The following is a 25,673-nucleotide window of genomic DNA, read 5'->3' on the forward strand; positions in this document are numbered from 1 at the left end:
TATCAAACCTTGACGGATGGTTCGGCGGTGCCGGCCTCGGCTTTCTCCGCTCCGCGCGTCTCCGGCATCGCGAGCCAGACGAGCAAGACGGCGAGCGCGCCCGCAGCGGCGAGGCCGAAAAAGCTCATCGACGTGCCGAAGCGATCGGCGGCAAAGCCTGCGGCCGCGGTCGACAAGGTTGCTCCGACGCCCGCTGCCAGCCCAAAGAAGCCGATGGTCAGGTTGTAATGCCCGCGCCCGCCGGCGACATCGGCGGCGATGAGCGGCAGCATCACGCCGAAGACGGCCGCGCTGATGCCATCGAGCATCTGCACCGGCACGAGCAGATAAGGGCTGCTGACGCCGGCGAAGAGAATCGCGCGCAGGGGCAAGGCGCAAAATCCGATGATCAGAACCGGCCGGCGTCCCCAATGCTGCGCCTTGCGCCCGACCCACGGCGAGAGCGCCGCCACAATGAACTGCGGCACGATGATGCACGCCGCGATCACCAGTTGAACGTTGTCGCCCATGTGCGCGGTGACTTCGCCGGCGGCGAGATTCAGCATCGCCGCGTTCGAGAGATGGAACAGCACCACGCAAGCCGCGAAAATCAGCAGGCGCCGGTCTTTCAGAAGCTCGCGCAAGGACTCGCGCTCTTCGCCTTCCGGCGTCAGGTTCGGCTTGCCCGCAGGCATGCGCGGCACGACGGGCGGCGCATCGTAATGAATCATGCGCAAGGCGAAGATTGCCGGCAACGCGAGCGCCGCCGTGAGAAAGAACACCGAGCGCAAGGACAGATATTCTCCGAACGCGCCCATCAACGCGGCGGTCAGCGCGGAGCCTATGGACGCCCAGCGCGCGTTGCGGCCGAGCCGGTCGCCGAGATCGGCACGCGAGACGAGTGCGAGCGAAATCGCGGCCATCGCCGGGACCAGCATGCAGCTCGCGAAGCCGTGCAGCACTTCGGCGGCGAACACCGGAATGAAGGTCGGACTCGCCGCGAGCAACAACGCACTCGCGATGATCGCGACGATGGCCGAAAGCGCGGCGAACTTCTTGTTGCGCATGGCATCGACGAGCGCGCCCGCGGGCAGCTGGCTCGCCATCGCGCTGATGGTGCCGACCGACAGCATGAGGCCGATCTCACCCTGCGTCCATTTGTTGGCAGCGAGATAAGAGGCGATGAAAGGGCCGAAGCCCGTCTGCACGTTGGCGACGAAGAAGTTCAGCCAGTCGAGCGCGCGCAGACTTCGTGCAATTACCATGTTGTGATTCGGTTATCGATCTCGTGAATCTTCATGTGCGTCTTTTGCGTCATGTGCGTCGTCTGCGTCATTTGTTCGGGCGCGCGCCGGACGATGCCGACGACTGCGCCGCCACGGACCCGGATGCGGTCGTGCCGGTAGACGAGTTCGAGGCCGGCGCGCCCGCCGATGCCGCGGCCGCCGGCGAAGAAACAGGCGCGGCGGGCGCGGCTACGACCGGCGAAACGATCTTGATCGGTTGCTCGGGCGAGTAGGTCGGCGAGGCCTTCAGTTGCGCTTCGGTGAAGTCCATCTGCAAGCTCGCTTGCTTGTTGCGCGTCACGACGTGCAGATCGCCCCAGTTCGCGGCCACATGGCGCTTGTCTTCCGCGAGCGAATTGCTCAGGTCGAGCACGAGCGCTTCTGGCTCGCCTTGCGAATCGACGAGCACGTCGACCACCCGTCCAATACGCGCGCCGGTCTTCTGGGTCACGGTCGAATCGACGAGTTGCAGGTAGCTCGGCGGCGCTTCCGCGACCGGTTGCGGCTTCGGCGCGGGGTCGGCGGGCTTGCCCTTGACGGCGGGCGCGGGCGGCACGAAGGTGATCGGCGCGGTCTTCGAGTTGGGCGCGAAGCGGAACGCGGTCCACGGGAAGTTGACTTTTCGGTCGCCTACGCCGAGGAAGCCGGCGAGGTTCACCATCATGAGCTTCGGCTTGGCGGCGGTATCGATATACAAGTCCACCGCGCGGCCCACGACCTTGCCATCGGCGCGCTGCACTTCGGCATCGAGCAGGCCGTGCAGCTGATCGTGCTGCAGGATACGCGTGGAGATGATCGGCGGGGGCGGCGGCGGCGGCTCGGGCGCTTCTTGCGGCTGCACGATCACTGGCTCCGGCGGTTTCGGTTTGACGATACGGCGTTTGGGCTTCGGCGCGGGCGCGGGCTTCGGCGTCGATGCGGGCTCGGGCACGGCGGCGACAGGCGCGGGTTCCTCGGGCTCGGTGCTCTCGGTTTCGTCCGGCGTCGGAATATACGAATGTTCGACGATGGGCGCGGGCGTCTGCACCGGCAAGAGTCCGCAGGCGGACAGGGCGAAGGCCGCGAAGATCACCGCGAGCGTTGCAAGCGGGAATCGCTCATGCCGCGCAGGGTGCCGCATCAGCGATGCGACAGCGCGCCAGGCGAGGCGCATAGCGAGCATCCCCGCTACGAGGCCGAGCGCGGCGAGGCCGGTCGTCGACGCATCGCTTCGATGCGAGAGTCCGCCTGTCATCACAAAAGCTCCATGGTTCCGTGTCACCTGTCGATCGGAGCGGGCACTGCGCGCCTCGCTCCGGTGCCATGCAAGAGGGCGGGTTCGTTACCGTGCATTCAGCGCGGGCCGTGCCAAGGGCGTGTCATGCGCGCCGTCACACATCGGACGGGCGTGTGTGCGTGCTCGCCGCCTGTGCAAGACGCGCGGCAGTGTCCGGCGCGCCCATTTTTTCGGCGGCGTCGCGTGCGGAGAAACCGCCCTTGTCGCGCGCATCCGGATTGGCTCCACGCGCGATCAGATATTCGACGATCTCCACGCGATTGAACATGGCCGCGATCATCAACGCCGTGCGTCCGTCAGGCGATGCGCCTTCGACATCGGCGCCATGTTCGAGCAGCGTCTCGATTACTGGCTTGTAGCCCTTGAAGGCCGCGCCCGCGATTGGCGACTGGCCGTTATCGTTGCGCAGGTTCGGTTCGGCCTTGTGTTGCAGCAGCACGCGCACGGCATCGGCGTGGCCGTGATAGCTCGCGAGCATGACGAGGCTGTCGCCCTTGTCGTTGCGCAGGTTCGGCGGCAGGCCCTTGGCAAGCAGCGCGTCGAGCATGGCGGCGTCGCCTTTGCGCGCGACTTCGAAGACTTCGGTCGCGAAGGCGATCATTTCGTCGTCCGGGCCGTCGGCGGGGCCATTTGCCGGCGAAGCGTGCTGCGGGGCGTTGCCCGAAGGCGTATCCCTGGTTGGGTCGTGCGGCATGGTCAGCTCCATGGTTTCGCGTTATCTGGATCGCGCTGCGGGCAACCGGCTGCTCATCGGGTAAGCTTGAGCGCCGCGCGGAAATCTTCCGGGAGCATACACGGGGTTGCGTGCGCGCTTCATAACTCCGGCGCGCGGCGGCCTTGGCAACGCTCGTGCGACGGGGCGGGCAGCAGGAATCGCGCCAACTCTTTAAGCGTGTGCCACCGAAGCCCTGACGCTCAACGAATCCAAACTCAACCGCTCTTCGATGACGACCACTTCCCCCGATGACGATGCCCGCGTGCGCCGCCGCGCTCCCGCCGCCGAACGCAATCGCGATGCGATTCTATCGGTCTTGACGCGCGTGCTGCCGTCCGCTGGCGTCGTGCTAGAGATCGCGAGCGGCACCGGTCAGCATGCCGTGCATTGCGCGGCGGCTTTACCCGGCATCGTGTGGCAGCCAAGCGATGCGGATGCCGCCGCGCGCGCATCCATCGACGCGTGGCGCGAGCATGCGGGCCTCGCGAATCTGAACGCGGCGCTTGCGCTCGATGTGCGTGAGGACGACTGGCGCATCGGCGAGGACGCGGGAATCGCGGCGGTCGTGTGCATCAACATGATCCACATTGCGCCGTGGGAGGCCGCCGAGGCACTGTTTCGCGGCGCGTCGCGGCATCTTCCGGCGGGGGGCGTACTTTACCTGTATGGGCCGTATCGGCGCAATGGCGCGCATACCGCTCCGAGCAACGAAGCGTTCGACACGGAGTTGCGCGCACGCGATCCGCGCTGGGGCGTGCGCAATCTGGAGGCGGTGGAGGCGTTGGGTAGATCGGTGGGCTTTGCGCTCGAGGAAGTCGTGCCGATGCCGGCGAACAACTTCAGTCTGGTGTTTCGGCGCGGTTAGATCAGGTCGATCGGTTTGCGAGGCCCGACCGCGCCGCGAACCATCCGCGCCAGGGAACTGTCGCCATCAACGAGGCGAGGACGATCAGGCCGCCGCCGATCCATCCCGTCGCCGATACATGCTCGCCCAGCCAGACGCTTGCGAAGAGCGCGCCGAACGCGGGTTCGCTGCCCATCAAAAGCGATACACGCGTCGGACTGCTACGGCCGATCGCATAGTTTTGCGCGAAGAACGCGAAGAGCGTGCACGCGATCACGAGATACATCACCGAGCCCCAGAACGCGCCGTGTCCCGCGAACGACGGCAAGGGCTGCCATTGCGACGGCACGAAGAAGAACGCCAGCAGCGCGCTGCCGCTCGCGACGACGCCCGCCTGCACGGCCGTCACGGTGAGCGCCGGAAGTGGCGAGGCGCGCATCACGCGCTTGGTCACGCATACCGAGAGCGCGCGCAGCACGGCGGCGACCAAAATCAGTGCATCGCCGGGATTGAAGCTGAACGCGCCATCGCCGGCGAGCAACCACGCACCGCCAAGCGACACCGCGACCGCGAGCCACTCGGTCGCGCCGGGTTTGCGACGCAGCATCGCCCATTCGACGAGCGGCGTCATCACCACGCACAGACTGATGAGAAACGCGGCGTTCGCGGCGCGCGTGAGCATCACGCCAAAGGTCTCCGCGAGGAAGATGGCGAGCAGCAAGAGGCCGCAAGTCAGCACACCCATGAGCGTTTTCAGGTCGACACGGCGCAAGTGGCGCAGGTTCACGCTCAACAGCACGAAGGTAATGCCGAACCGCAACGCGATGAGCGCCAGCACCGGATAAAACCCGAGCGCGTTTTTGACGACGCCATAGCTGCTTCCCCAAACCATCGCCACCACGAAAAGCAGCAAATCGGAGACAGGAAGCAGGCGGCGAACAGGCGATGCGAGGGTCATGCGACGTCTCCGGTAAGTGCTGACTGGCAGTGCCCAGCAGCAAGCCGTCATTGTCGAATGATGCGTTCATCGCGATAATCGGGTCTGGACGCACAGATTAATTGTCGCGGATGCACAAATGAACCCTTCGGATCTTTTCGACTTGCTGCCGGACATGGCGGTATTCGCACGCGTGGTCGATGCCGGCAACTTCTCGATCGCGGCGCGGCAATTGGGCAGCACGCCATCGACGGTGAGCCGGCAAATCAAGCGGCTCGAAGACGCGCTCGCCACGCGCCTGCTTGAACGTTCGACGCGCAAGGTGCGCGTGACGGAATCGGGATATCAGGTGTATCGGCATTGCCGCGACATGGCGACGGCCGCGTCCGGCGCGGTGGATGCCGCCGGGCAACTATCCGGAAAGCCACAGGGCAAGGTCTCGCTATCGGCGCCCACGGCATATGCGAAGTCGGTGATTCATCCGCTCGTGCCAGGCTTTCTCGCGGCTTATCCCGAAGTGGATTTGCAGCTCGTGTTCAGCGATCACGACATCGATCCGCTCGCGAGCGACGTCGATCTTGTCATCCGCGCCACCGACGATCCGCCGCAAGGTCTCGCGGCACGGCGCATCGGCCGCGTGCGATGGCTGCTGTGCGCGGCGCCTCGTTACCTTCAGACGCGCGGCGAGCCCGCGCATCCGCGTGATCTTGGGCGTCACGATTGCATTCCGCTCGGCGAGACCGTGGACGATCATCGCTGGCGGTTTGCGCGCGGCGGTGAGACGGCGACGGTCGCGGTGCACGGCCGGTACATCGCCAATCACGCGGGCGCGCGGCTCGACGCGGCTGAGAACGGCATGGGCATTGCGACTCTGCCGGAGTTCGCGGCGCGCGAAGCGCTTGCGAGCGGCCGCGTGCAAGCCGTGCTGGTGGATTGGGAGGTGCAGGCGCGCGCGTATCGGGGACCGGTGTGGCTGCTTTATCCGCCCAATCGCTTTTTGCCGCCGAAGGCGCGCGCGCTGATCGATTATCTGCACGCCCATCTCGGCGAGTCAGACTGACCGAACCGGCTTGACATGGCCCACATTGACGAAACGCAGGCTGCACGCGCACCGAATCGGGCCGCGCCGTGTAGACTGCCAAAGGTCGTTCATCGCGCCGCGCATCATGCGTGGCGCTCAATCCGATCTCCTTTTCCGGAGGCGTCGTACATGCACGCAGCGTTGCCGCAGGGCCAACAGGAAGCCGGTTCGGTCGATACAACAACAAGAGCGCCGCGCGATCTGCGCCGCGTCGATATTCATCCGGATCACTGGTATCCGCTTGCATGGTCGCGCGAGGTCAAACGCGGCAAGACGCACGCCGTGAAGTTCGCGGGCGATCCCATCGTGCTCGTGCGCAGTGAGTCGGACAAAGTGTTCGCGCTGGAGGACCGCTGCGCGCATCGGCAAGTGCCGTTGTCGGCGGGTGTCGTGGATGGCGAATCCATCCGCTGTTGCTATCACGGCTGGACTTACGACTGCACCGGCCGTTGCACCGACATTCCGTATCTCGGCCGCGAACGCTTGCCCAACGGCGTGCGTTCCTATCCGTGCCGCGAGGAAGCGGGGCTCATCTTCGTCTTCACCGGCGACCCGGCCAAGGCCGACGACGCCAAGTTTCCCAACCTCGTCTCGGCGAGCGACAAAGCCTACAAGACACGCCGTTTCGGCAAGCCCGTGAAGTGCCATTACAGCTTCATGCATGAAAACCTGATGGATATGAACCATCAGTTTCTGCATCGGCGGCAAATGGGCAGCATGCGCGCGCGCTCGGTCGGACGACGTCGCGGCGACGACTGGATCGAAGTCGATTACACCTTCGCGCGCGAGGCGGGCAAGCAGCCTATCGGCGAGGCGCTCGTGTTCGGCCAGAAACGCGGCACCAAGGCCGACGATTCGCACAAGGACGTGATGACGATTCGCACCGAGTATCCGTACCAGACGCTCAAGATCCACACGAAGGACGAGACGATGGTAATGGACCTGTGGATCGCCTATGTCCCGCTCGATGCCGAACAGCGCACCAACCGCACCTTCGGCTTGCTGTCGATCCGCCGCCCGAAACTTCCCGGCGTGCTCGATGCCGCGTGGCCGTTGCTCGTGTGGTTCACCGAGCGCATCTTCAAGGAAGACCGGTGGATCGTCGAGCGCGAGCAGGAAGCGCATGACAGGCAGGGCGCGGATCACAACCACGAAGTGTTTCCGGTCATTCTCGAATTGCGCGCTTTGCTGACCGAGCATGGCGTGGCGCACCGCGCCGGTTATGGCGATGCCAAGCGCATCCATTTCATGCAGCCGGTGATGGACTTGCCGACGTCGTGATGCCACCGATTGCGGCGGCATCGCCACGGCGCTATACAAGAAGAAGGCCATTCGTCTGGAGGACCATCACATGAACGGCGACCCGACTGATCCGCGCAATCTGAACGATCCGCGCGCAACCGACCCGGCGGTTGGCGAAGCGCATCCTGGCGTCGAGCTATTCGATGCGGCGCTTTCACACGTCGATGAATCCGTCGCGGCAGGCAGGATGGCGGCCGGCGCGGCAAAGGGCATTCTTTACAGCATCATCGAGACGCTCGGCACGCTCGTCGGCGACCCGGATTTGCCTGCGCATGCGCGTTCGGGCTATGAAGGTTTGCTGGAAACAGCGCGCGAACTGCGCTCGAAGATCGACGACTGAGCCATCCGCGCGCAGTCTCATGAACCGCATGGTGACCATCCATGCGGCTTTCCCAACAATCGATTAGTGATTTACATATTTCCTTCGGCACCGTAACGGCTTTCGTCGGGCCGTAAGCCGTGGTCAAACTCAGTCGCGCCGCGTGACTGGCCCTGTGCAAATCCTTTCAGTCGTGTCTTCGGCCCAGGCCGAATCCTCGGGCACGCTTCCCTTCTCCGCGTATCAAATTTTCACATCGAGTCCTATACAGTAAGGCTTTCAGGCGATCGCGCCGGCTTCGTCACAGCTTTGCCCGCTCTCGTCACATCTCGATTTTCGTCTCGCAGTTGTCAGCTACCGGTCAGTTTCATGACCGGATGCCCAATATTTGCGCGCCAGAAAATACTGGTTAACCACACAGTGCAAAAAAAAGACACGAATCTGCCTGATTCTTTCGCATTGCATCCGTAAGCCATACACTTGCCAGCGATGAAATGTTACGAATTTATAAGGCGGTTCAGCGTTAAGCGGCATCCGTTACCGGCTCACTAAAGATCAGAAGATTTGCCATTCGCACACAGGAGAAGAAATGAAGGGTTTCCGCTTGACCAAGGCTGCCATCGTCGCCGCCACCGCCTTTGCCGCAGCAGTCCCGGCGTTCGCTCAAAGCAGCGTGACGCTTTACGGTATCGTCGATGACTCGATCGTCTACCAGAGCAGCCAGGGCGCACTTGGCTCCAACAGCGGCGGACGTTCGAACGTCAAGCTGGCATCGGGCATCTGGGCGGGTAGCCGCTTCGGCCTGAAGGGCGCCGAAGATCTCGGCGGCGGCAATAAGGCAATCTTCCAGTTGGAATCGGGCTTCAACATCAACAATGGCGGACAGCAATACGCCAACGCGATGTTCGGTCGCCAGGCTTGGGTCGGTCTCACGAACCCCACCTACGGTACGTTGACTCTTGGTCGCCAATACACGTCGTATTACACGCTGATGGCGCCGTATAGCCCGACGAACTGGCTGACCGGATACTTCGGCGCGCACCCGGGCGATCTGGACGAACTGGATACGATCTACCGCGCGAACAACTCGATCGTCTACACGTCGCCGAAACTCTTCGGCTTCACGGCAAGCGGCTCGTACTCGTTGGCTGGCACGCCGGATAGCGCCTACCGCGGATCGACGTGGTCGGGCGCCTTGCAGTACGCGCAAGGCCCGATCGGCGCGACGGTCGCGTTCACGCGTATCAACAACTCGACGATTGGCGGCGGCGTGTACGGCGCGGATTCGACGACCAACACGGGCGGCCAGTCGGGCATCTCGGCAGTCACGAACGGTTATCAGGGCGCGCAAGCTCAGAACCGCTTCGCGGTTGGCGGCGGCTACACGTTCAACAGCCAGTGGGATATTTCGGCGACGTACACGAACGTTCAGTACATCCCGGGTATCAACTCGAAGTTCACCGACACGGCGATCTTCAATACGGCTGGCACCGTGCTGCACTGGAAGGCAACGGCGGCATGGGACTTTGCTGCTGGCTACAGCTACACGTGGGCAAGCAAGGCGAACGGTATCGACGATGCAGCGTCCTACCATCAGTTCAACCTGAGCCAGTACTACTCGCTGTCCAAGCGCACGGGTCTGTATGCACTGGAAGCATTCCAGCGCGCCAACGGCCGCACGCTCGGCACGCCGACGTTCACCGCTGCGGGCGCGACGAATCGCCAGATCAACGCCACGGCTTCGATCGGCGACGGCTTCCAGAGCGCTCCGTCGACCTCGCGCAGCCAGTTCGCGGCAGGCGTGGGTATCATTCACCGCTTCTAAGCTTTCGGGCTGCGGAGCGGGTTGTACAAAGCTGCATGCAGAAAACCGGGCGCTTCGGCGTCCGGTTTTTTCGTTTACGTGGTCGATGCCGGGTTCATGTCGGGTTGCCGGGTTGCCATATTGCCGGGTTGCGGGCTTGCTGGCGCAGCCTTTGCTGCGAATGGTATTTCGCATGCAAACGTCGGCATTGAGTCTCGCTCAAGGGCCCGGTAACGGAGATACGGACATGACCACCAAAGACGAATCACTCGATGAACAGTTGTTTCGCCTCTTCGCCGTCGAACAGCGCGTACTGGCACAGAATGTCGACGGCAAGGTTATCGACATCGGTGCGATCGAATCCAAAGACGGCGAGTATTGCGCGAGTCTCGATGTAGGCGAGATTTCAGTGGAGCCCAAGCGCAGCCCGGAACTGGCGCTCAAGGCTTTGGTGGAAGAGCTGTCGTTCGATTATCTCGATGGACTGTTCACCAGCGAAGGCGAGACGGAAGTGAGCGGGCGGTTGCAGGATTATCCGAACGTGGAATTTGCGCTCGATGAACCGCTGCCGCGTGGTTTGACCGATGGAACGCCACCACAGGTGTTCTGATGAGCATTTGCATGCTGCATTCTTAATGCGGCATGCAGCATGCAAAATCACGCGTGCCCTCGCGGCGATTCACCACCTTCGACAGACCGGGCCGCGGCGCTGCCAGCCGAAATTCTGGTCTTACCGCCAGACAGCGTTCCAGAAGCATGCCCCCGGGCCGGCGGTGCGTCGCGCGGGGGAAACATCGCGCCGACGAGGCGATCGACGAAATAGAAGAACTTGTCCGACGCGTACCCCGCAATGAACGCCAACGCGAGCGGCGATACGTCCTTGCCGCCCTCCAATAGCTTGCTGAAGAGTCCAATGGAAATGCCGACGATGATCGCGCTCGTCACATGTGCGCGATTCGCCACTTTCGAATGCTCGGGATGAAACGTGCTGGCAGACGACTCCGCGCTCAACTGCCGCAAGATCGCGGCGCACGCACCGAGCCATGCATACAGCACGGGCAGCAAGAAGCCGGTCACAGCACCCACAATGGAAAGAATGATGTCGTTTGCATACAGCGCCATCGCGCGGATGTCCTGATAGACGGCGATCTTCTGAAACCCTTGCTCGACAGCGTCGAGATCGGTCGGCGGATGCTCGTCCCCGGTCTGCGCGTGCGGTTTGGCCAGTAGCGGCAGTGTGATTTCGAGCACCTTCCGGGCGACGTCCGGATTGCATTGCCAGTCGCTGTCTACATTGCCGCCGGTGTATCGACGCGAATGCGAAGTGCGGTACGCGCTCTGAAAATTAAGCACGCTCTCTTGATCGTCGCAAGGCCGCTTATAAGGGCTGCGGATGACGCCGAGTCCAAGGCCGGTGGTCAACGCACTAATGCGGGACACGTCCGCGAAAAGCTGCCGGTTATTGGTCGCGAAGTTCTGCAGTTCCTCCTTGATCTGCAGTGCGGGCTGCGAGTTCTGCAGCGCGATGAGAGCGGCATCGTCCTTCTTTTTGACAGCCTCGCCGATAGCCACCGCATGCGCCTGCAACTGGTTGTGCAGTGTGAGCGCGGCCGCGTCGTTGCTCTTCACGACGTTGGCGATATCGCTCGAAATCTGATTGCCCACGAAGAGCAAGCACGACAACGACACCACCAGCACAGTGAGCGCAATCGCCGAGCGCGTATAGATGCGGATTGCACGACGCGCGCCTTCGCGTGCTTCGTTGCCGGCAGTCGCGGCGACGACAGGCGTCACCGCATGCGCGATACGGCTCATCGCGGCATAGAAGGCGCTCTCCGTTTCCGCGTTCCACGTGCGATTTTGCTGGGCGGCGCGTGCCCTCGACATGGCTTCGACATCGTGTTCATCGAGCGGTTTGCCGTTTTGTGCGCCATACGAGACCATGTCGCGGCAGTGATCGAGATCGGCGACGATGCTGCTGCCCGGATAATGCGACGCTGCCGCGATACGGCTCATTGCACCATAAAACGCGCTGGCGGTGGCGCGGTTCCACACGCCGCGACCGAAGGCGCAGCGCGCGTTACGCACGGCGTCGACGTCGGCGTTGTCGAGGATCGTACCGGTTGCGGCAGCGCGTGAGATGAGTGCTTCGCATTTGGCGAGATCCTCAGCCGCGCGCGGCCCGGGATCGCCGTGCCCGGCTTCCGTATCGCTCGGCTCGATATCTTCGCGCTCGCCTGCGCGGAGTTGCGGTGTGGACGGTACGCTCATTACGGTCTCCCGTCGATCAAACCGAATAGGCGATAGCCCTGATGCCGGTATCGCCAATTGATCGGATTACTGATCGATCGACTGCTTGCTCATTGACCAACTGGCAGCCTGCGAAGCTGTGCGCAGAGTTGCGGATAGATGTCCAGAAAACCGGGCGTATCGAGCCGCTTGGAAAGGCTTGGATCGATCGTCTCGTTGAGCGCCGTACCTGCAACACGCGGTGCCTTTTCGCAAACATCCCTTAGCACGGCGCTTTTGCTGGTGAACTCGGCGTATGAATCGATTGGCTCGCATGCGTAAGCGGCTAACGGAATATCGATTGGCTTGTCGAACACGAGGCCATGCGATGCCGCCTTTTCACGCAGCCATTCGGCGGGAATCAGTGGTAGCAGATCTTCGGGGGTGCGTGGTGGACTCAGGTAGCCGCCGCCGACATTGGCATGCGCGCCCATGAACCAGCGCTGCTCGAGCGGCAAGTTGCCACGATCCTCGGAACCTTGCGTCCACAACGTCGGCGCATAGAGCGAGCGATATTCGTTGGCCGCGATCGCGTGATACGCGGCCTTCGTCGTGTTGGACAGCGTCGTATCGTGGAACTTGTAGTAGCTCGAAAATCCCGGCACCGGCAATGTGCCGACTGGAATGCCCAGTTCGCCGACCGTATCCCAGACGCCAACGAATGCGATATCCACATCGCGCGAGAACTGCTTGCGATACGCGACGACTGCGTCATCCGTGGCGCTCGCATTCTGATCACGATAGATGCCGTATGCCTGATCGATCGAATCTTGTCCCGTGTCGGTGGCGAGCCCGCATTTGCGGATCAGCCCGGCAAGACTGCGCGCCGAATAGGCGCCGCGACTGAAGCCGAGAATGAAGATCGATGCGCCCGGTTTGTAGCGTTCGCAAAGCCACGCATAACCGGCCTTGATGTTTTCCGATAGCCCGTCGCCGAACGCGCCGCCGAGGAACTTGCCGGCCAGCGCGAACAACCCGTTACCTCGTGTCCCGACGCCTTGAACGTAGAGCGTTTCCTGCTCGTCCGTCTCGGGTGCGAGCTTGTAGAGCAGATATGCGTTGGTGCGATCGTTGGGTTCGTTCCAGGTGCCGTCAAAAAAGATGGCGAGATTCATGATGAAGGGTCTCCTTACCAAGTCTCGATACGCTCTCATACGTTGTCAGCGGTCTGACAAAAGCGCCTTGAGTAAGGGATAGGAAATCGCGGGGCAAGCTGCAAGCATCGGATACGCGAAAACGGCGCGCGGGCATGGAGCGGCTGTATTTTGGCGGATACGAGGGGGACCCATGCATCTTGCGCACGGACGGATCGACATGAATGTGCCATCCTTGATCCACGGCCGATGCGATAGGGCGTGATCGGGCCGTCGACTATTGCGGGGGTGAATCATGAAGAAAACGTTTCTCGCCATGATCGTTTTTGCATGCGCTGCAACACTCGGTGCACCGGCATTCGCACGCGACGATGGTCCGCGCTTCGCGCAGGACCATCTCGATCGGTTGGTCGCGCAGCATGCGGACGCGAATCGGCATATCCGCGGTGGGACGCATGGCGCGGCGGCATCGGGGACGGTGTCATCGCAAAGTTTTGGCAACGACGCTTCCAAGTGATCGCTCGCGGCTTTCGCGACGGCTTGTGTGCCGGCCGGGTGCATTAGGCACCAACGTGTACGGCGCCGGAAGCGAGACGCTTTCGTGCAAGGCGAGAGCGGAGAGGCATTATGCATTGGGTCGACCGCATGCAAAATGCAAATCGTTAGGGCGTGTCTAACAGTAACATGCGACGCTCCGAAGGAAAGCCACGTTCGTGCGACGCGAAGATGGCGCAGGTTCCAGGCATCCGGTCCACCGCATTCAACATGCAATCGGCTGGCAAAGGTATGAAATTTGCGATGACCGCCCGAATGTTCCGCGGCGACATGCCGACGATCCTCCCCGTTAATTTCCCCGAGAGCCATGACACGGAAAGCCCTATCGATAGCTGTACTCTCTGCATCTTTTCTGGCGGCAGGCTGCGCGGGCATCGGCCCGAGCCGTCTAAAAGCCGATCAGGTCGACTATTCACGCGCACTCGGCGATGCCAAGAAGCGCGAAATTCTTGCCGCAATCGTCGGTTTGCGCTTCGCAGATTCGCCTTCATTCCTCACGGTGAGCAGCATCATTGCCGCCTACACGTTCGATACCACCGCTGGCGCCACGCTCAATGCGGGTTCTGGCAGCGTGCCGAACTACGCGGCAGCCACCGGAAGCGTGTCGTATTCGAACCATCCGACTTTCACCTTCACCCCTACCACGGGCGACGCCTACGCGAGCGCATACATCCGCCCGCTCGCACCCGCGCTCGTGATGCCGCTTGCCGAAAGCGGCATTCCGGTCGATCTGCTCTTGCGCATCACGGCGCAATCCATCGGCGGGTTACAGAACGGCACGGCGCTCGGCGGCCCGAATGGATCAGGCGCGCCTGAATTTTTCATGCTGATTCAAGCGCTGCGCCGTCTGCAACTGGCCGGCGAATTGAATATTGAATCACGTAATGGAAAGGATGGCGGCGTGTTCATCACGCTCGGCGCAACGCGCAGCGGCACTAACAAGCAGACCGTCGGCGATCTCACGCTCGTGCGCAAGCTGCTCAAGTTGTCTCCGAAGATGAAGACGTATGAACTCGTCTACGGCCAGGCGGCGGATCATGATCGCATTCCGATGGTCACGCGTTCCGTGCTTGGGATCCTGACCGATATCGGCGCGCAGATCACCGTGCCGGACGAGCAGGTGGGAACGGGAGCAACCAAGCCGACCATCGGGTTGATCGGCGGCGAGACGCGTCCGACCATCATCGTGCAAGTGGGCGAGAAGCCGCCGCAGGATGCGTATGTCAGCGTGCCCTACGACAAAACGAACTATTGGATCGACAGAAGGGACTTCGATTCGAAGTACGCATTTACCGTCGTGCAGAACCTGATGGCGCTAGCCGAAGTGACGGACACATCGAAAGCGCCGGTCGTGACGATCCCTGCCAACTGAGTTGTCCGCGCGCTCGGCGTTTGCTCGTTACTGTTCTTGTAAGAGGCAGATCGAGTGGCGCCGCCGCTATGGATGTCCTCGTGTCGCAATGTCGCAATGTCGCGAAGCGCGAGATGAGATTGCCAGCACGGATAGGCCGGGTGCATTTGCCTTGGCTTTGCATTCTGCATCCAATGACGCGCCAAGCAACACAAGCACACGCCAAGCGCAGACAACCCCAGCGCTTACTGCCCGAAAAACGTGCCGAACGCGCGAGGTTGAGTGCTCGTCGTGCGACCAGCTTGCGACGACCCAGCCGTGACCGAACCATAGTCATTCGACTGCGTTGACGCTTGCGCAATGGATTGCGTGCCCACACGCGCTTCGGCTGCCTGAATGTTCGACGGATAGGTAGGATCGGCTGCGACCGGGTTGTAGCCGGCGTTCTCTAGTTGCGCGAGTTCGGCGCGAACCTGCGCGCGAGTAAGCGGCGCATCCGTTTGCGAGTAAGAAAGGGCGGGGACGGCAAAAGCAGCGGCGATGGCGATCGCAGAGAAGAACGGTTTCATGGATGTCGGCTCCGTGGTGGATAGGTCGTGCTCTTCGAATAGCTTTCGGGACAGCGTTTGCACGGAGTGTAGAGAGGGCTGAGTCGCGGATCATCTATCGATCCGTTGAAGGATCTTTCTAGGGATGGCAACAATCCATGGATGCGCTTGAATTAAAAATACCACTCACTGGCATACAAAATTAGGGTTTCACCTAGCCTATCGGCGTTCAAGACGTTCATCTTAAAATTAATCAACCGTACGGTCGGTTAATCGATATACTCGCTGCATCGCTTCTCAAAATAGAGCGGAGTCTCGCATGTACACGCAATCCCTCGATCTTCCGGGTCAGCCCGCGGTTTCGGACGCTTCAGCCGAGGCGTCGTCGCAACAGCAACATTTCGATGCGGTGATGCAGGCGGATAGCAAGATCGAACCGCAAGACTGGATGCCCGAGGCGTATCGCAAGACGTTGGTGCGGCAGATTTCTCAGCACGCGCACTCGGAGATCATCGGCATGCAGCCCGAGGGCAACTGGATCAGTCGTGCGCCTAGCCTGAAGCGCAAGGCGATCCTGCTCGCCAAGGTGCAGGACGAGGGCGGCCACGGCTTGTATCTCTACAGCGCGGCTGAAACGCTCGGCGTCTCGCGCGACCAACTGACCGACGCGCTGCATGCGGGCAAGGCCAAATATTCGAGCATCTTCAACTATCCGACGCCTACATGGGCCGACGTGGGCGTGATCGGCTGGCTCGTGGATGGCGCCGCGATCATGAATCAGATACCGCTGTGCCGCTGTACTTACGGCCCTTACGCGCGCGCGATGATTCGCATTTGCAAGGAAGAGTCGTTCCACCAACGGCAGGGCTTCGATGCCCTGCTCGCAATGATGAAAGGCACGCAAGCGCAGAAAGACCTCGTGCAGCAAGCCGTGAATCGCTGGTGGTGGCCCGTGCTGATGATGTTTGGACCGAGCGACAAGGATTCCATTCATAGCGGCCAGTCGTTCGCGTGGGGCATCAAGCGAATTTCGAACGACGACCTGCGGCAAAAGTTCGTCGATGCCACCGTCGAGCAAGCGAAGATTCTCGGCGTAACGTTGCCCGATCCCGATCTCAAATGGAACGAAGCGCGCGGTGCGCATGACTACGGCGAGATCGACTGGGACGAATTCTGGCGAGTGGTCAATGGTGACGGTCCGTGCAACAAGGAACGGCTTGCGACTCGCGTAAAGGCGAATGACGATGGCGCGTGGGTGCGCGAAGCGGCGCTCGCTTATGCCGACAAACAAGCGCGCAAAGCGCAGGATCAGCAGAAACAGGCCGCATGAAGGAGACGACGATGAGCAAGGAATGGCCGATCTGGGAAGTGTTCGTGCGTAGCAAGCAGGGTCTAGATCACAAGCATTGCGGCAGCCTGCATGCGCCCGACGCGGGCGCTGCGTTGAGAATGGCGCGCGATGTCTATACGCGGCGTCAGGAAGGCGTGAGCATCTGGGTGGTGCCATCATCGGCTATCACGGCATCGGACCCGGCGGACAAGGGCGAATTATTCGAACCCGCGATCGACAAGATATATCGGCATCCTACGTTCTTCGTGCTGCCCGACGAAATCAATCACATGTAAAGGCGGGACATGACGACGCTCATTCCGACGCGCGAACATCTCGCTTACGTCCTGCGCCTCGCCGACAACGCGTTGATCCTCGGTCAGCGAAACGCCGAATGGTGCAGCCACGGTCCCGCGCTCGAAGAAGACATCGCGCTCGCTAACATGAGTCTCGATCTCATCGGACAGGCGCGCTTGCTTTATTCGCATGCGGCAACGCTCGAAGCCGAGATGACCGGCACGCAGAAAACCGAAGACGATTACGCGTACTTTCGTGGCGAGCGTGAGTTCGCCAACTATACGATTGCCGAGCTGCCGCACCATGGACCGTTCGCGGGCACGGTGCGAACCGAGCGCGATTATGCAGTGACCATCGTGCGCAACTTCCTCTATTCGGCGTTGATGGCTGAACTATGGACGGCCTTGCAGGCATCGGCCGATGCGCAGCTTGCCGCCATTGCCGCAAAGTCGATCAAGGAAGTCCGTTACCACTTGCATCATGCACGCGACTGGCTCGTGCGCTTCGGCGACGGCACGGAGGAATCGCATCGACGCGCACAGGCAGCACTCGACTATTTGATGCCTTACACACGCGAGTTTTTTGTGATCGATGCAATCGAGCGTGCCGTTGCACAAGCAGGCATCGCGCCGCTTGCGAGCGATTCCGAAGCGGCATGGCGCGCACAGCTCGACGACGCTTTAAACGAAGCTACACTCACCGCGCCCGCCGATGTAAAGCATGTCAGCACAGGCAAACTCGGCGAACACTCCGAGCATATGGGTTATCTGCTCGCGGAGATGCAAAGCCTCGCACGTCAGCACCCGGGCGCAAGCTGGTGAACACCATGCACGCCGATACTGTCTTGCAATACGTATGGTCCGTGCTCGAAGCCGTGCCGGACCCGGAGATCCCCGTCGTATCCATACGCGAACTGGGCATCTTGCGCGACGTGCGTCATGGCGCGGACGGCGTGCTCGAGGTCGTGATTACGCCGACTTACTCGGGATGTCCCGCCATGTCGCAGATCGCCGAGGACATCGCGTATGCAATCCATACCGCGAAGCTCGGGGCGCATCGCATTGAGACGGTGCTCGCGCCGGCATGGACCACCGACTGGATCACCGATGAAGCGCGCGACAAGCTACGACGTTATGGCATCGCGCCGCCGACGGGGCAACGTGGAACTGCTGCACCGAATCAGGAGCAACCGCTGCGTTTCGTGCCATATAAGCCTATGAAGCAGGAGACGGTCGCGTGTCCTCGTTGCGGTTCGACGCATACGGAAAAGCTCGCGCAATTCGGCTCGACGGCGTGCAAGGCGCTGTACCGATGCGTCGATTGCCGCGAGCCGTTCGATTACTTCAAGCCGTACTGATCCGTTTCTTTTTTATCGATTCAACGCTCATGGCCACTCCGCAATTCCATCCGCTGCGCATTCGCGAGGTTCGTCCTGAAACGGCCGACGCGGTCACCGTCTCGTTCGATGTACCGCCACTGCTGCGCGACGCGTTCCGCTTCACGCAAGGGCAGTTCGTGACCTTGAAGACGCATATCGACGGCGAAGAGACGCGCCGGTCCTATTCCATCTGCGTAGGTGTCACGGATTACGATCGCGATGGAGAATTGCGTATCGGCATCAAGCGCGTGCGCGGCGGGCGCTTTTCGAACTTCGCATTCGACACGCTGAAGCCCGGCCACGAGATCGAAGTCATGACGCCCGATGGCCGTTTCTTTACGCATCTGAATGCGGACCACGCCAAGCATTACGTGGCGTTTTCAGGTGGCTCGGGCATCACGCCAGTGCTCGCCATCGTCAAGACCACGCTCGATACGGAACCCACGAGCCGCTTCACGCTTGTGTACGGCAATCGCAGTGTGGATGCGATCATGTTTGCCGAAGAGCTCGAAGATCTCAAGAACCGTTATATGAGCCGCTTTTCGCTCTATCACGTGCTCTCGGACGACTTGCAGGATGTCGAGCTCTTCAACGGCGTGCTGGACGAAGCAAAGTGCCGCGCGTTCCTGCAAACGCTGCTGCCTCCGCAAGAAATCGATGAAGCCTTCATTTGCGGTCCTGGGCCGATGATGGATGCGGCTGAAGCCGCGCTCAAGAGTTCGGGCATCGCACAGAAACGGATCCATGTGGAGCGTTTCGGTACAGCCTTGCCGCAAGCGGGCGTTCCGGCCGTCGAAATTACCGACAACACGCCTGCGGCCGACCTTGAACTCGTCATCGACGGAAAACGGCGCAAACTGCGTTTGCCCTATGAAGGCGTGAGTGTGCTCGACATCGGACTCAAAGCGGGTTTGGCGCTGCCCTATGCGTGCAAAGGCGGCGTGTGCTGCACGTGCCGCGCAAAGGTGCTTGAGGGAGAGGTAAAGATGGACCGGAATTTCACGCTCGAACAACACGAGATCGATGACGGTTTCGTGCTGACGTGCCAGTGTCATCCGGTTAGCGAACGCATAGTCGTGAGCTTCGACGAACGCTAGACACTTCTTAGCGTGGCTTAAGAAAAACAATTCAGGAAATATCGGAAGAATTCTTTACGCATAAACCCTCGCAAGCGTTTGCACAAATTGTTTCGTAAGCTTTGTTTGTGTCATCGTACGGATGCTTTCAGCGCTTAGTTGGCGCTTAGCGAAAAGTATTCGAAATAGCGAACATCAAACGGGGCAAGCGAAACTTCGATGTGGATCGTCAGACTCGCGCTTAAGCGCCCGTACACGTTCATTGTCCTGTCGCTGCTGCTGCTTATCATCGGCCCGCTCGTGATCATGCGCACGCCGACCGATATCTTTCCGAACATCGACATTCCGGTCGTTAGCGTAATCTGGTCGTACACGGGCTTGCCTCCCGATCAAATGGAGCGCCGCATCACGCTCAATTACGAGCGTGGGCTTTCGGTGGCGGTCAACGATATCGAACATATCGAATCGGAATCGCTCCCAGGCATTGCGGTCATCCGCATATTTTTTCAGCCGAACGCAAACGTGGATGAAGCGATCGCGGAAATTACCGCGCTTTCGCAGACGCAGCTTCGTCAGTTGCCACAGGGCATCACGCCGCCGAACATCTTGCGCTTCAATGCGTCGACCGTGCCGATCTTGCGGCTTGCGTTGTCATCGTCGGAACTCACCGAGCAGCAGCTCTACGACTTCGGCAATAGCTTTCTCAAGACGCAGCTTGCGACAGTGCAGGGTGCATCCGTGCCGTTGCCCTATGGCGGCAAGCAGCGGCAGATCATGGTCGATATCGACTCGCGCCGGCTGCAGGCAAAGAATCTCGCGCCCACCGATGTCGTGAATGCCATCAGCGCGCAAAACCTGATCTTGCCGACGGGCACGACCAAGATCGGACCGACCGAATATCAAGTGGGACTCAATGCGAGCCCGGATACGATCGAAGGTCTCAACGACATTCCAATCCGAACAGGGCCTGGCGGCACCATCTATATTCGCGACGTGGCGCACGTGCGCGATGGCTTTCAGCCGCAAACGAATATCGTGCGACTCGATGGCACGCGTGCGGCGCTTCTGACGATCAACAAGAGCGGCAATGCATCGACGCTCGATATCGTGTCGCGCGTGAAGAACCTGTTGCCGACGCTGCGTGGCATGGTGCCCGAATCTTTGAAGATAGAGCCGGTCGCCGACCAATCGCTGTTCGTGCGCGCATCGGTAGAGGGTGTGTTGCGCGAGGCCGTGATCGCGGCGGGCCTGACCGCGCTCATGGTGCTGCTTTTTTTAGGTAGCTGGCGCGCGACGCTTATCATCGCCATCTCCATTCCGTTGTCGATGCTCACGTCGATCGTCGCACTCTCGGCGATCGGGCAGACCATCAACATCATGACGCTCGGCGGACTGGCGCTCGCAGTCGGTATTCTCGTGGACGATGCTACCGTCGCTATCGAAAACATCAGCCAGAATCTCGAAGAAGGCAAGGAACTGGAGCAAGCGATTCTCGATGGCGCGCAACAAATTGCCGTGCCAACGCTCGTTTCCACGCTTTCCATCTGCATCGTTTTCATTCCGATGTTCCTGCTTACCGGCGTTGCGCACTACCTCTTCGTGCCGCTGGCCGAAGCAGTCGTCTTCGCCATGATTGCGTCGTACTTCTTCTCGCGCACGCTCGTTCCGACGCTTGCGAAGTATCTGTTGCGCAACCACGAACACATGGGTGGCGATGTCGAATCGATGAAGGGTTCGCGCAATCCCTTCGTGCGTATTCATCTCGGTTTCGAGAGACGCTTCGAAGCGGTGCGCGGACGCTACCGCGCGTTTCTCGAAGCTCGGCTCGCGCATCCCGCGCGCTTCGCGTCGTTGTTCCTCATCTGCTGTCTGCTCTCGCTCGCCCTCGCACCGTTTCTTGGCCGTGACTTCTTTCCTTCCGTCGATTCGGGCGTGATCGCACTGCACTTGCGCACGAAAACCGGCACACGTATCGAGGAAACAGCGGCATTGACCGATCGTGTCGACAAGCGCATTCGCCAACTCATTCCGTCGCGCGAGGTGCATTCGATCATCGACAACATGGGCTTGCCGGTATCGGGCATCAATCTTTCGTATAGCAACACCGGCACCATCAGTTCCGCCGATGCCGACGTGCTCATCACGCTCAACGAAGATCACGCGCCCACCGACGACTATATCCGCCAACTCCGCAAGCGCCTGCCGCAGGAGTTCCCCGGCGTGGCGTTCTCCTTCCTGCCCGCGGATATCGTGAGCCAGATTCTCAACTTCGGTGTGCCGGCGCCGCTCGATATTGCCATCACGGGCCGCGATGTGCGTGGCAATCGCGCCTTCGCCAATCACTTGCTCGAGAAGATTCGTCGCGTGCCGGGTCTCGTCGATGCGCGCATTCAGCAGCCTTCCGATCTTCCATTCGTCAACGTCGAAGTAGATCGCACGAAGGCGCTTCAGGCAGGCTTTACGCAACGCGATGTCGCAAGCAATCTGCTCATCACGCTGTCGGGAAGTCAGCAGACGACGCCTACGTTCTGGCTCAATCCCGCGAATGGCGTGAGCTACAACGTCATTACGTCCGCGCCGCAATACGATATGAACTCGTTGCAATCAGTCGCGAATATTCCAGTGACATCGGCTAGCGGCAAGACGAATATTCTTGGCGCGCTTGCTTCATTGTCTCGCGGGTCGCGCGATGCCGTTGTCTATCACTACAACGCGCAGACCACCATCAATCTTTATGCAAGCACCGAGCGGCGCGATCTGGGCGCGGTGTCGGATGACGTTCAACGCATCATCGACGAAGCGCGCGGCCAATTGCCCAAAGGCTCGTCAATCGACATGCGTGGACAAGTCGAAACGATGAACGGGTCTTTCTCGGGCCTTGCGTTTGGATTGATTCTCGCCGTCGTGCTGGTGTATCTGCTTATCGTGGTGAATTTTCAGTCGTGGCTCGATCCGTTCATCATCATCACCGCGCTGCCGGGTGCGTTAGCGGGCATTGTCTGGATGCTCTTCCTCACGCATACGACGCTGTCCATTCCCGCATTGACCGGCGCGATCATGTGTATCGGCATCGCGACGGCCAACAGCATTCTCGTCGTGAGCTTTGCGCGTTCTGCATTGCAGGAACACGGCGATGCCATGCGCTCGGCGCTCGAAGCCGGCTACTCGCGTTTCAGGCCCGTGCTGATGACCGCACTCGCGATGATGATCGGCATGGTGCCCATGGCCATCGGTCTCGGCGAGGGCGGCGAACAGAATGCGCCGCTCGGCCGCGCGGTGATCGGCGGCCTGATGGTCGGCACCATCGCCACGCTCTTCTTCGTGCCCGTGGTGTTCTCGATGATCTATAAGCGTATCGAAGCGAAGCGCGGCGGCGCAAAGCACCTGGATGGCGAGCCGCAAGGCCAGTCGTGATGCCGATATATACGGAGTTCGAATGAACGAGCAGTCAAACGAACGATCGACACGCAAGCGCGGGCGCATGTGGCTCGTGATCGCGCTCGTGGTCGTCGTGTTGCTGGTGGCGCAGGGTATCTGGTCACGCCATTCCGCGCACGCGGAACTGGAACGCGATGCCGGCGAGCACAGCGTCCAGACCGTCGAAATCATCAAGCCGACGCGCATGAAGCCGACACAGGACCTCGTGCTCGCAGGCGATATCCGTGCCTTCTCCGATGCCCCGATTTTTGCGCGCACCAATGGCTATCTGAAACGCTGGACCGCGGATATCGGCACCAAGGTGCGCAAAGGACAGCTGCTTGCGGAGATCGATGCACCCGAGATCAATGATCAGCTGCGCCAAGCTCGCGCCGATGCGCAGACGGCGCGCGCCAATTATCTGTTGGCGAAGACCACCGCCGATCGTTGGGTGCAGATGGCGAAGAACAACTCGGTCTCGCGGCAGGAGACAGATGAAAAGACCGGCGACATGCTCGCCAAGGAAGCTGCGTTCAACGCCTCGCAGGCGAACGTGTCGCGACTGGAGCAGATGGTTTCGTTCCAGAAGATCTATGCACCGTTCGATGGCGTCGTGACGGCCCGCAACACCGATGTCGGCCAGTTGATCGATGCGGGCAGCGCGGGGATCGGCCGCGAGCTCTTCCATATACAAGATGCCACTACGCTGCGCGTGTTCGTCGATGTGCCGCAAGCCTATGCGCGGCTCGTGACCCCCGGCTTGCCAGCGGAACTGATCCTCAACGAAGAGCGCAATCGCAAGTTCGAGGGCGTCACGGTGCGAACGGCGGGAGCGGTCGATCCGGTTGCACGCACCATGCGTGTCGAAGTCGGCGTGAAGAATCCGAGCGGGGAATTGCTGGCAGGCGCCTATGCGCAAGTGCGCTTTCATCTCACCAACGCTAGCGCGTCGTACACGCTACCCGGCAATGCGCTGCTGTTTCGTCCGGATGGCGTGCATGCGGCGAGCGTCGATGCGAACAATCGCGTGAAGCTGCTGCCGATCACGCTTGGAACCGATTACGGCACGCGCGTTTCGATCGCAGCCGGATTGTCGGGCGATGAGCGTGTGATCGTGAATCCCCCGGATTCGATCATCGATGGAGCGGCGGTGCGCATCGGACGCGCGAACGCCACGCCTGGTGCGAGTCAACCGAAGCAGGGCGGCGAAGCATCATGAGCATGCTGCATGCAAAATGCCGAATGCCAAGTTTGGCGGCGGTGCTGGCGCTAATGTTAAGCGGATGCGCGGTCGGGCCGGATTACAGCAAGCCCGACGTGGCGATGCCGGTTGCATACAAAACGGCAGAACCCGCCGATGCGCCCGTTCATGCGGACACACTGCCGCAAAACTGGAAAGCCGCGCAGCCCGCCGATGCCACGCAACGCGCTCCCTGGTGGGAAATCTACGGCGACCCGCAATTGAACGCTCTGGAGGAACGCGTCGCGAGCGCGAACCAAACGGTGGCGGCGGCATCCGCGCGGTTTCGCGGCGCGCGGGCGGCCGTCGCGCAGGCGCGTTCGGCGTACTTTCCGACTGTCACGGCGAATGCTGCATTCAATCAGTCGCGGGCGTCGTCGAACATACTGTACAAGTCGAGCGCGGGCGTGACAGTGCCGGACTATCTGGTCGATGCGCAAATCTCGTGGGAGCCCGACTTGTGGGGCCGCATTTCCCGCGCAGTCGAAGGCGGACGTGCGGGAGCGCAGGCAAGCGCAGCCGACTTGCAAAGTGCAATCCTGTCGATGCAGGCCGAGCTTGCAAGTAACTACTTCGAGTTGCGCGGCACGGTGGAGGAAGAGCGGCTTTTAAAGGAGACGCTGCAAGCCTACGACAAGGCGCTCGCGTTGACGCGTGACCGGTTTGCAGGCGGCATCGCGGCTGAGTCCGATGTTGCGCAGGCGGAGGAGCAGTTGCGCTCGACGCAGGCGCAGTTGATCGATCTCGAAACCGCGCGCGCGAGCCTCGTGAATGCAATCGCGATTCTCGTTGGCGAGCCGCCGTCGAGTTTCACGCTCGATGTCGAGCCGCTCGATGAAGGGCATGCGCCGCGCCCATCGGCGGCACTCGCTGCGCTGCCGCTTTCCGTGCCTTCCGCGTTGCTGGAGCGACGGCCCGATATCGCGGCGGCCGAGCGCCGCGTCGCTGAGGCCAACGCACGCGTCGGCGTGGCGACGGCCGCGTTCTTTCCGAATCTGCTGCTTGCCGCGACGGGTGGCCTCGAAGCCACCAATTTCAGTTCCTGGTTGATGGCGCCAAGCCGCTTCTGGTCGCTCGGGCCGCAACTCGCTTTCACCGCACTGGACTTCGGTGGCCGTGCCGCGGCACGCGATGCGGCACGCGCGACTTACGACGAGAGCGTCGCTGATTATCGTCAAACGGTGCTCACGGCTTTCGGGCAAGTGGAGGACAACCTCAACGCGCTGGAGGTTTTGCGCCGTGAGAGCGAAGCGCAACGCGACGCGGTCGACGCAGCGAAGCGCGCGTTATCGAAGGTTGGCAATCGCTACGAGAACGGCGCGATCACGTATCTGAACGTAGTGGTGACGCAGGCTATCGTGTTATCGGATCAACGCACTGAGGTGCGTATCGAGCGGCGGCGCATGGCGGCCAGCGTCGCGCTGATCAAGGCGCTCGGCGGCGGATGGACGACCGCCGCGTTACCAGATGCGGAAGAAGTATCGCGGCAAGAGTGAGAGCGCATTTTGCATTCAGTCTTTTGCATTCAGTCTTTTGCATGCCGAATGCAATTGCC

The 25,673-nt window shown here is 61.3% G+C and carries 22 protein-coding genes and 1 pseudogene; 16 read left to right on the forward strand and 7 right to left on the reverse strand.

Going from position 1 to position 25,673, the window contains the following annotated elements:
- Nucleotides 1-2 precede the first annotated feature (2 nt).
- The 3 genes from NCT04_RS06990 to NCT04_RS07000 all read right to left on the reverse strand — a co-directional run bounded on the left by NCT04_RS06990 (nt 3) and on the right by NCT04_RS07000 (nt 3,142).
- On the reverse strand, nt 3-1,244 hold the full coding sequence (locus tag NCT04_RS06990) for an MFS transporter (RefSeq protein WP_244827821.1): 1,242 nt from the start codon (nt 1,242-1,244) through the stop codon (nt 3-5).
- A gap of 67 nt (nt 1,245-1,311) precedes the next feature.
- Nucleotides 1,312-2,499, reverse strand: coding sequence for a PRC-barrel domain-containing protein (locus NCT04_RS06995; RefSeq protein WP_250464581.1), 1,188 nt, complete (start codon nt 2,497-2,499; stop codon nt 1,312-1,314).
- A 136-nt stretch (nt 2,500-2,635) separates the two neighbouring features.
- Nucleotides 2,636-3,142, reverse strand: coding sequence for an ankyrin repeat domain-containing protein (locus NCT04_RS07000; protein WP_250464702.1), 507 nt, complete (start codon nt 3,140-3,142; stop codon nt 2,636-2,638).
- 343 nt (nt 3,143-3,485) lie between these two features.
- Between NCT04_RS07000 and NCT04_RS07005 the strand changes: the two genes are divergently transcribed.
- Nucleotides 3,486-4,121, forward strand: a complete 636-nt coding sequence (locus tag NCT04_RS07005; RefSeq protein WP_250464582.1) for a DUF938 domain-containing protein — start codon at nt 3,486-3,488, stop codon at nt 4,119-4,121.
- A 1-nt stretch (nt 4,122) separates the two neighbouring features.
- Here the strand turns inward: NCT04_RS07005 and NCT04_RS07010 are convergent, their stop codons facing one another.
- Nucleotides 4,123-5,058, reverse strand: coding sequence for a DMT family transporter (locus tag NCT04_RS07010; RefSeq protein ID WP_250464584.1), 936 nt, complete (start codon nt 5,056-5,058; stop codon nt 4,123-4,125).
- A gap of 118 nt (nt 5,059-5,176) precedes the next feature.
- Here NCT04_RS07010 and NCT04_RS07015 point away from each other — a divergent pair, with 118 nt between their 5' ends.
- The 5 genes from NCT04_RS07015 to NCT04_RS07035 all read left to right on the forward strand — a co-directional run bounded on the left by NCT04_RS07015 (nt 5,177) and on the right by NCT04_RS07035 (nt 10,153).
- Nucleotides 5,177-6,097, forward strand: coding sequence for a LysR family transcriptional regulator (locus NCT04_RS07015; RefSeq protein WP_250464586.1), 921 nt, complete (start codon nt 5,177-5,179; stop codon nt 6,095-6,097).
- A 150-nt stretch (nt 6,098-6,247) separates the two neighbouring features.
- Nucleotides 6,248-7,399 (forward strand): Rieske 2Fe-2S domain-containing protein, encoded by a 1,152-nt coding sequence (locus NCT04_RS07020; RefSeq protein ID WP_250464588.1) that lies wholly within the window; start codon nt 6,248-6,250, stop codon nt 7,397-7,399.
- Nucleotides 7,400-7,469: 70 nt separating this feature from the next.
- Entirely contained in the window at nt 7,470-7,760 is a 291-nt protein-coding gene (locus NCT04_RS07025; RefSeq protein WP_250464589.1) for a hypothetical protein, read from the forward strand.
- Nucleotides 7,761-8,328: 568 nt separating this feature from the next.
- Nucleotides 8,329-9,564, forward strand: coding sequence for a porin (locus tag NCT04_RS07030; protein WP_244827828.1), 1,236 nt, complete (start codon nt 8,329-8,331; stop codon nt 9,562-9,564).
- Nucleotides 9,565-9,790: 226 nt separating this feature from the next.
- Nucleotides 9,791-10,153 carry a hypothetical protein gene (locus tag NCT04_RS07035; RefSeq protein WP_250464590.1) on the forward strand — a complete coding sequence of 121 codons (363 nt, stop codon included), beginning with the start codon at nt 9,791-9,793 and terminating at the stop codon, nt 10,151-10,153.
- A 47-nt stretch (nt 10,154-10,200) separates the two neighbouring features.
- Here the strand turns inward: NCT04_RS07035 and NCT04_RS07040 are convergent, their stop codons facing one another.
- Entirely contained in the window at nt 10,201-11,814 is a 1,614-nt protein-coding gene (locus tag NCT04_RS07040) for a hypothetical protein (RefSeq protein WP_250464592.1), read from the reverse strand.
- Between the two features lie 89 nt (nt 11,815-11,903).
- Entirely contained in the window at nt 11,904-12,947 is a 1,044-nt protein-coding gene (locus NCT04_RS07045; RefSeq protein ID WP_250464595.1) for a T6SS phospholipase effector Tle1-like catalytic domain-containing protein, read from the reverse strand.
- A 274-nt stretch (nt 12,948-13,221) separates the two neighbouring features.
- Between NCT04_RS07045 and NCT04_RS07050 the strand changes: the two genes are divergently transcribed.
- The gene (locus NCT04_RS07050) at nt 13,222-13,443 is read left to right on the forward strand and encodes a hypothetical protein (RefSeq protein ID WP_250464597.1); all 222 of its coding nucleotides are present in this window, start codon (nt 13,222-13,224) and stop codon (nt 13,441-13,443) included.
- Between the two features lie 345 nt (nt 13,444-13,788).
- Nucleotides 13,789-14,853, forward strand: coding sequence for a hypothetical protein (locus NCT04_RS07055; protein ID WP_250464599.1), 1,065 nt, complete (start codon nt 13,789-13,791; stop codon nt 14,851-14,853).
- A gap of 224 nt (nt 14,854-15,077) precedes the next feature.
- On the opposite strand, the gene NCT04_RS07060 is transcribed toward NCT04_RS07055, so the two are convergent.
- Nucleotides 15,078-15,401: a DUF4148 domain-containing protein gene (locus tag NCT04_RS07060; RefSeq protein ID WP_244827834.1), complete on the reverse strand. Its 324-nt coding sequence runs from the start codon at nt 15,399-15,401 to the stop codon at nt 15,078-15,080.
- Between the two features lie 298 nt (nt 15,402-15,699).
- Between NCT04_RS07060 and paaA the strand changes: the two genes are divergently transcribed.
- From paaA to NCT04_RS07100, 8 genes and pseudogenes are all read left to right on the forward strand, one after another.
- Complete coding sequence (gene paaA, locus NCT04_RS07065; protein ID WP_250464601.1) at nt 15,700-16,710, forward strand: 1,2-phenylacetyl-CoA epoxidase subunit PaaA; 1,011 nt, start codon at nt 15,700-15,702, stop codon at nt 16,708-16,710.
- Between the two features lie 11 nt (nt 16,711-16,721).
- Nucleotides 16,722-17,006 (forward strand): 1,2-phenylacetyl-CoA epoxidase subunit PaaB, encoded by a 285-nt coding sequence (gene paaB / locus NCT04_RS07070; RefSeq protein WP_250464602.1) that lies wholly within the window; start codon nt 16,722-16,724, stop codon nt 17,004-17,006.
- Nucleotides 17,007-17,015: 9 nt separating this feature from the next.
- Entirely contained in the window at nt 17,016-17,828 is an 813-nt protein-coding gene (paaC, locus tag NCT04_RS07075) for a 1,2-phenylacetyl-CoA epoxidase subunit PaaC (protein WP_250464604.1), read from the forward strand.
- A gap of 35 nt (nt 17,829-17,863) precedes the next feature.
- A pseudogene (gene paaD, locus NCT04_RS07080) lies at nt 17,864-18,364 on the forward strand (1,2-phenylacetyl-CoA epoxidase subunit PaaD); the annotation flags it as partial.
- 29 nt (nt 18,365-18,393) lie between these two features.
- On the forward strand, nt 18,394-19,482 hold the full coding sequence (gene paaE, locus NCT04_RS07085; RefSeq protein ID WP_250464608.1) for a 1,2-phenylacetyl-CoA epoxidase subunit PaaE: 1,089 nt from the start codon (nt 18,394-18,396) through the stop codon (nt 19,480-19,482).
- 198 nt (nt 19,483-19,680) lie between these two features.
- Nucleotides 19,681-22,875, forward strand: a complete 3,195-nt coding sequence (locus NCT04_RS07090) for an efflux RND transporter permease subunit (protein WP_250464610.1) — start codon at nt 19,681-19,683, stop codon at nt 22,873-22,875.
- 22 nt (nt 22,876-22,897) lie between these two features.
- The gene (locus tag NCT04_RS07095) at nt 22,898-24,097 is read left to right on the forward strand and encodes an efflux RND transporter periplasmic adaptor subunit (RefSeq protein WP_250464612.1); all 1,200 of its coding nucleotides are present in this window, start codon (nt 22,898-22,900) and stop codon (nt 24,095-24,097) included.
- 23 nt (nt 24,098-24,120) lie between these two features.
- On the forward strand, nt 24,121-25,614 hold the full coding sequence (locus NCT04_RS07100) for an efflux transporter outer membrane subunit (RefSeq protein ID WP_250464614.1): 1,494 nt from the start codon (nt 24,121-24,123) through the stop codon (nt 25,612-25,614).
- Nucleotides 25,615-25,673 lie beyond the last annotated feature (59 nt).

It is taken from the genome of Caballeronia sp. GAFFF2, from assembly GCF_023631485.1.
Taxonomy (GTDB): Bacteria; Pseudomonadota; Gammaproteobacteria; order Burkholderiales; family Burkholderiaceae; genus Caballeronia.

Excerpts from the sequence above, each read along its gene's own strand:
- NCT04_RS06990 (WP_244827821.1), bottom strand. The coding sequence starts at position 1,244 with ATGGTAATTGCACGAAGTCTGCGCGCGCTCGACTGGCTGAACTTCTTC.
- NCT04_RS06995 (WP_250464581.1), bottom strand. The coding sequence starts at position 2,499 with ATGACAGGCGGACTCTCGCATCGAAGCGATGCGTCGACGACCGGCCTC.
- NCT04_RS07000 (WP_250464702.1), bottom strand. The coding sequence starts at position 3,142 with ATGATCGCCTTCGCGACCGAAGTCTTCGAAGTCGCGCGCAAAGGCGAC.
- NCT04_RS07005 (WP_250464582.1), top strand. The coding sequence starts at position 3,486 with ATGACGACCACTTCCCCCGATGACGATGCCCGCGTGCGCCGCCGCGCT.
- NCT04_RS07010 (WP_250464584.1), bottom strand. The coding sequence starts at position 5,058 with ATGACCCTCGCATCGCCTGTTCGCCGCCTGCTTCCTGTCTCCGATTTG.
- NCT04_RS07015 (WP_250464586.1), top strand. The coding sequence starts at position 5,177 with ATGAACCCTTCGGATCTTTTCGACTTGCTGCCGGACATGGCGGTATTC.
- NCT04_RS07020 (WP_250464588.1), top strand. The coding sequence starts at position 6,248 with ATGCACGCAGCGTTGCCGCAGGGCCAACAGGAAGCCGGTTCGGTCGAT.
- NCT04_RS07025 (WP_250464589.1), top strand. The coding sequence starts at position 7,470 with ATGAACGGCGACCCGACTGATCCGCGCAATCTGAACGATCCGCGCGCA.
- NCT04_RS07030 (WP_244827828.1), top strand. The coding sequence starts at position 8,329 with ATGAAGGGTTTCCGCTTGACCAAGGCTGCCATCGTCGCCGCCACCGCC.
- NCT04_RS07035 (WP_250464590.1), top strand. The coding sequence starts at position 9,791 with ATGACCACCAAAGACGAATCACTCGATGAACAGTTGTTTCGCCTCTTC.
- NCT04_RS07040 (WP_250464592.1), bottom strand. The coding sequence starts at position 11,814 with ATGAGCGTACCGTCCACACCGCAACTCCGCGCAGGCGAGCGCGAAGAT.
- NCT04_RS07045 (WP_250464595.1), bottom strand. The coding sequence starts at position 12,947 with ATGAATCTCGCCATCTTTTTTGACGGCACCTGGAACGAACCCAACGAT.
- NCT04_RS07050 (WP_250464597.1), top strand. The coding sequence starts at position 13,222 with ATGAAGAAAACGTTTCTCGCCATGATCGTTTTTGCATGCGCTGCAACA.
- NCT04_RS07055 (WP_250464599.1), top strand. The coding sequence starts at position 13,789 with ATGACACGGAAAGCCCTATCGATAGCTGTACTCTCTGCATCTTTTCTG.
- NCT04_RS07060 (WP_244827834.1), bottom strand. The coding sequence starts at position 15,401 with ATGAAACCGTTCTTCTCTGCGATCGCCATCGCCGCTGCTTTTGCCGTC.
- paaA (WP_250464601.1), top strand. The coding sequence starts at position 15,700 with ATGTACACGCAATCCCTCGATCTTCCGGGTCAGCCCGCGGTTTCGGAC.
- paaB (WP_250464602.1), top strand. The coding sequence starts at position 16,722 with ATGAGCAAGGAATGGCCGATCTGGGAAGTGTTCGTGCGTAGCAAGCAG.
- paaC (WP_250464604.1), top strand. The coding sequence starts at position 17,016 with ATGACGACGCTCATTCCGACGCGCGAACATCTCGCTTACGTCCTGCGC.
- paaE (WP_250464608.1), top strand. The coding sequence starts at position 18,394 with ATGGCCACTCCGCAATTCCATCCGCTGCGCATTCGCGAGGTTCGTCCT.
- NCT04_RS07090 (WP_250464610.1), top strand. The coding sequence starts at position 19,681 with ATGTGGATCGTCAGACTCGCGCTTAAGCGCCCGTACACGTTCATTGTC.
- NCT04_RS07095 (WP_250464612.1), top strand. The coding sequence starts at position 22,898 with ATGAACGAGCAGTCAAACGAACGATCGACACGCAAGCGCGGGCGCATG.
- NCT04_RS07100 (WP_250464614.1), top strand. The coding sequence starts at position 24,121 with ATGCCAAGTTTGGCGGCGGTGCTGGCGCTAATGTTAAGCGGATGCGCG.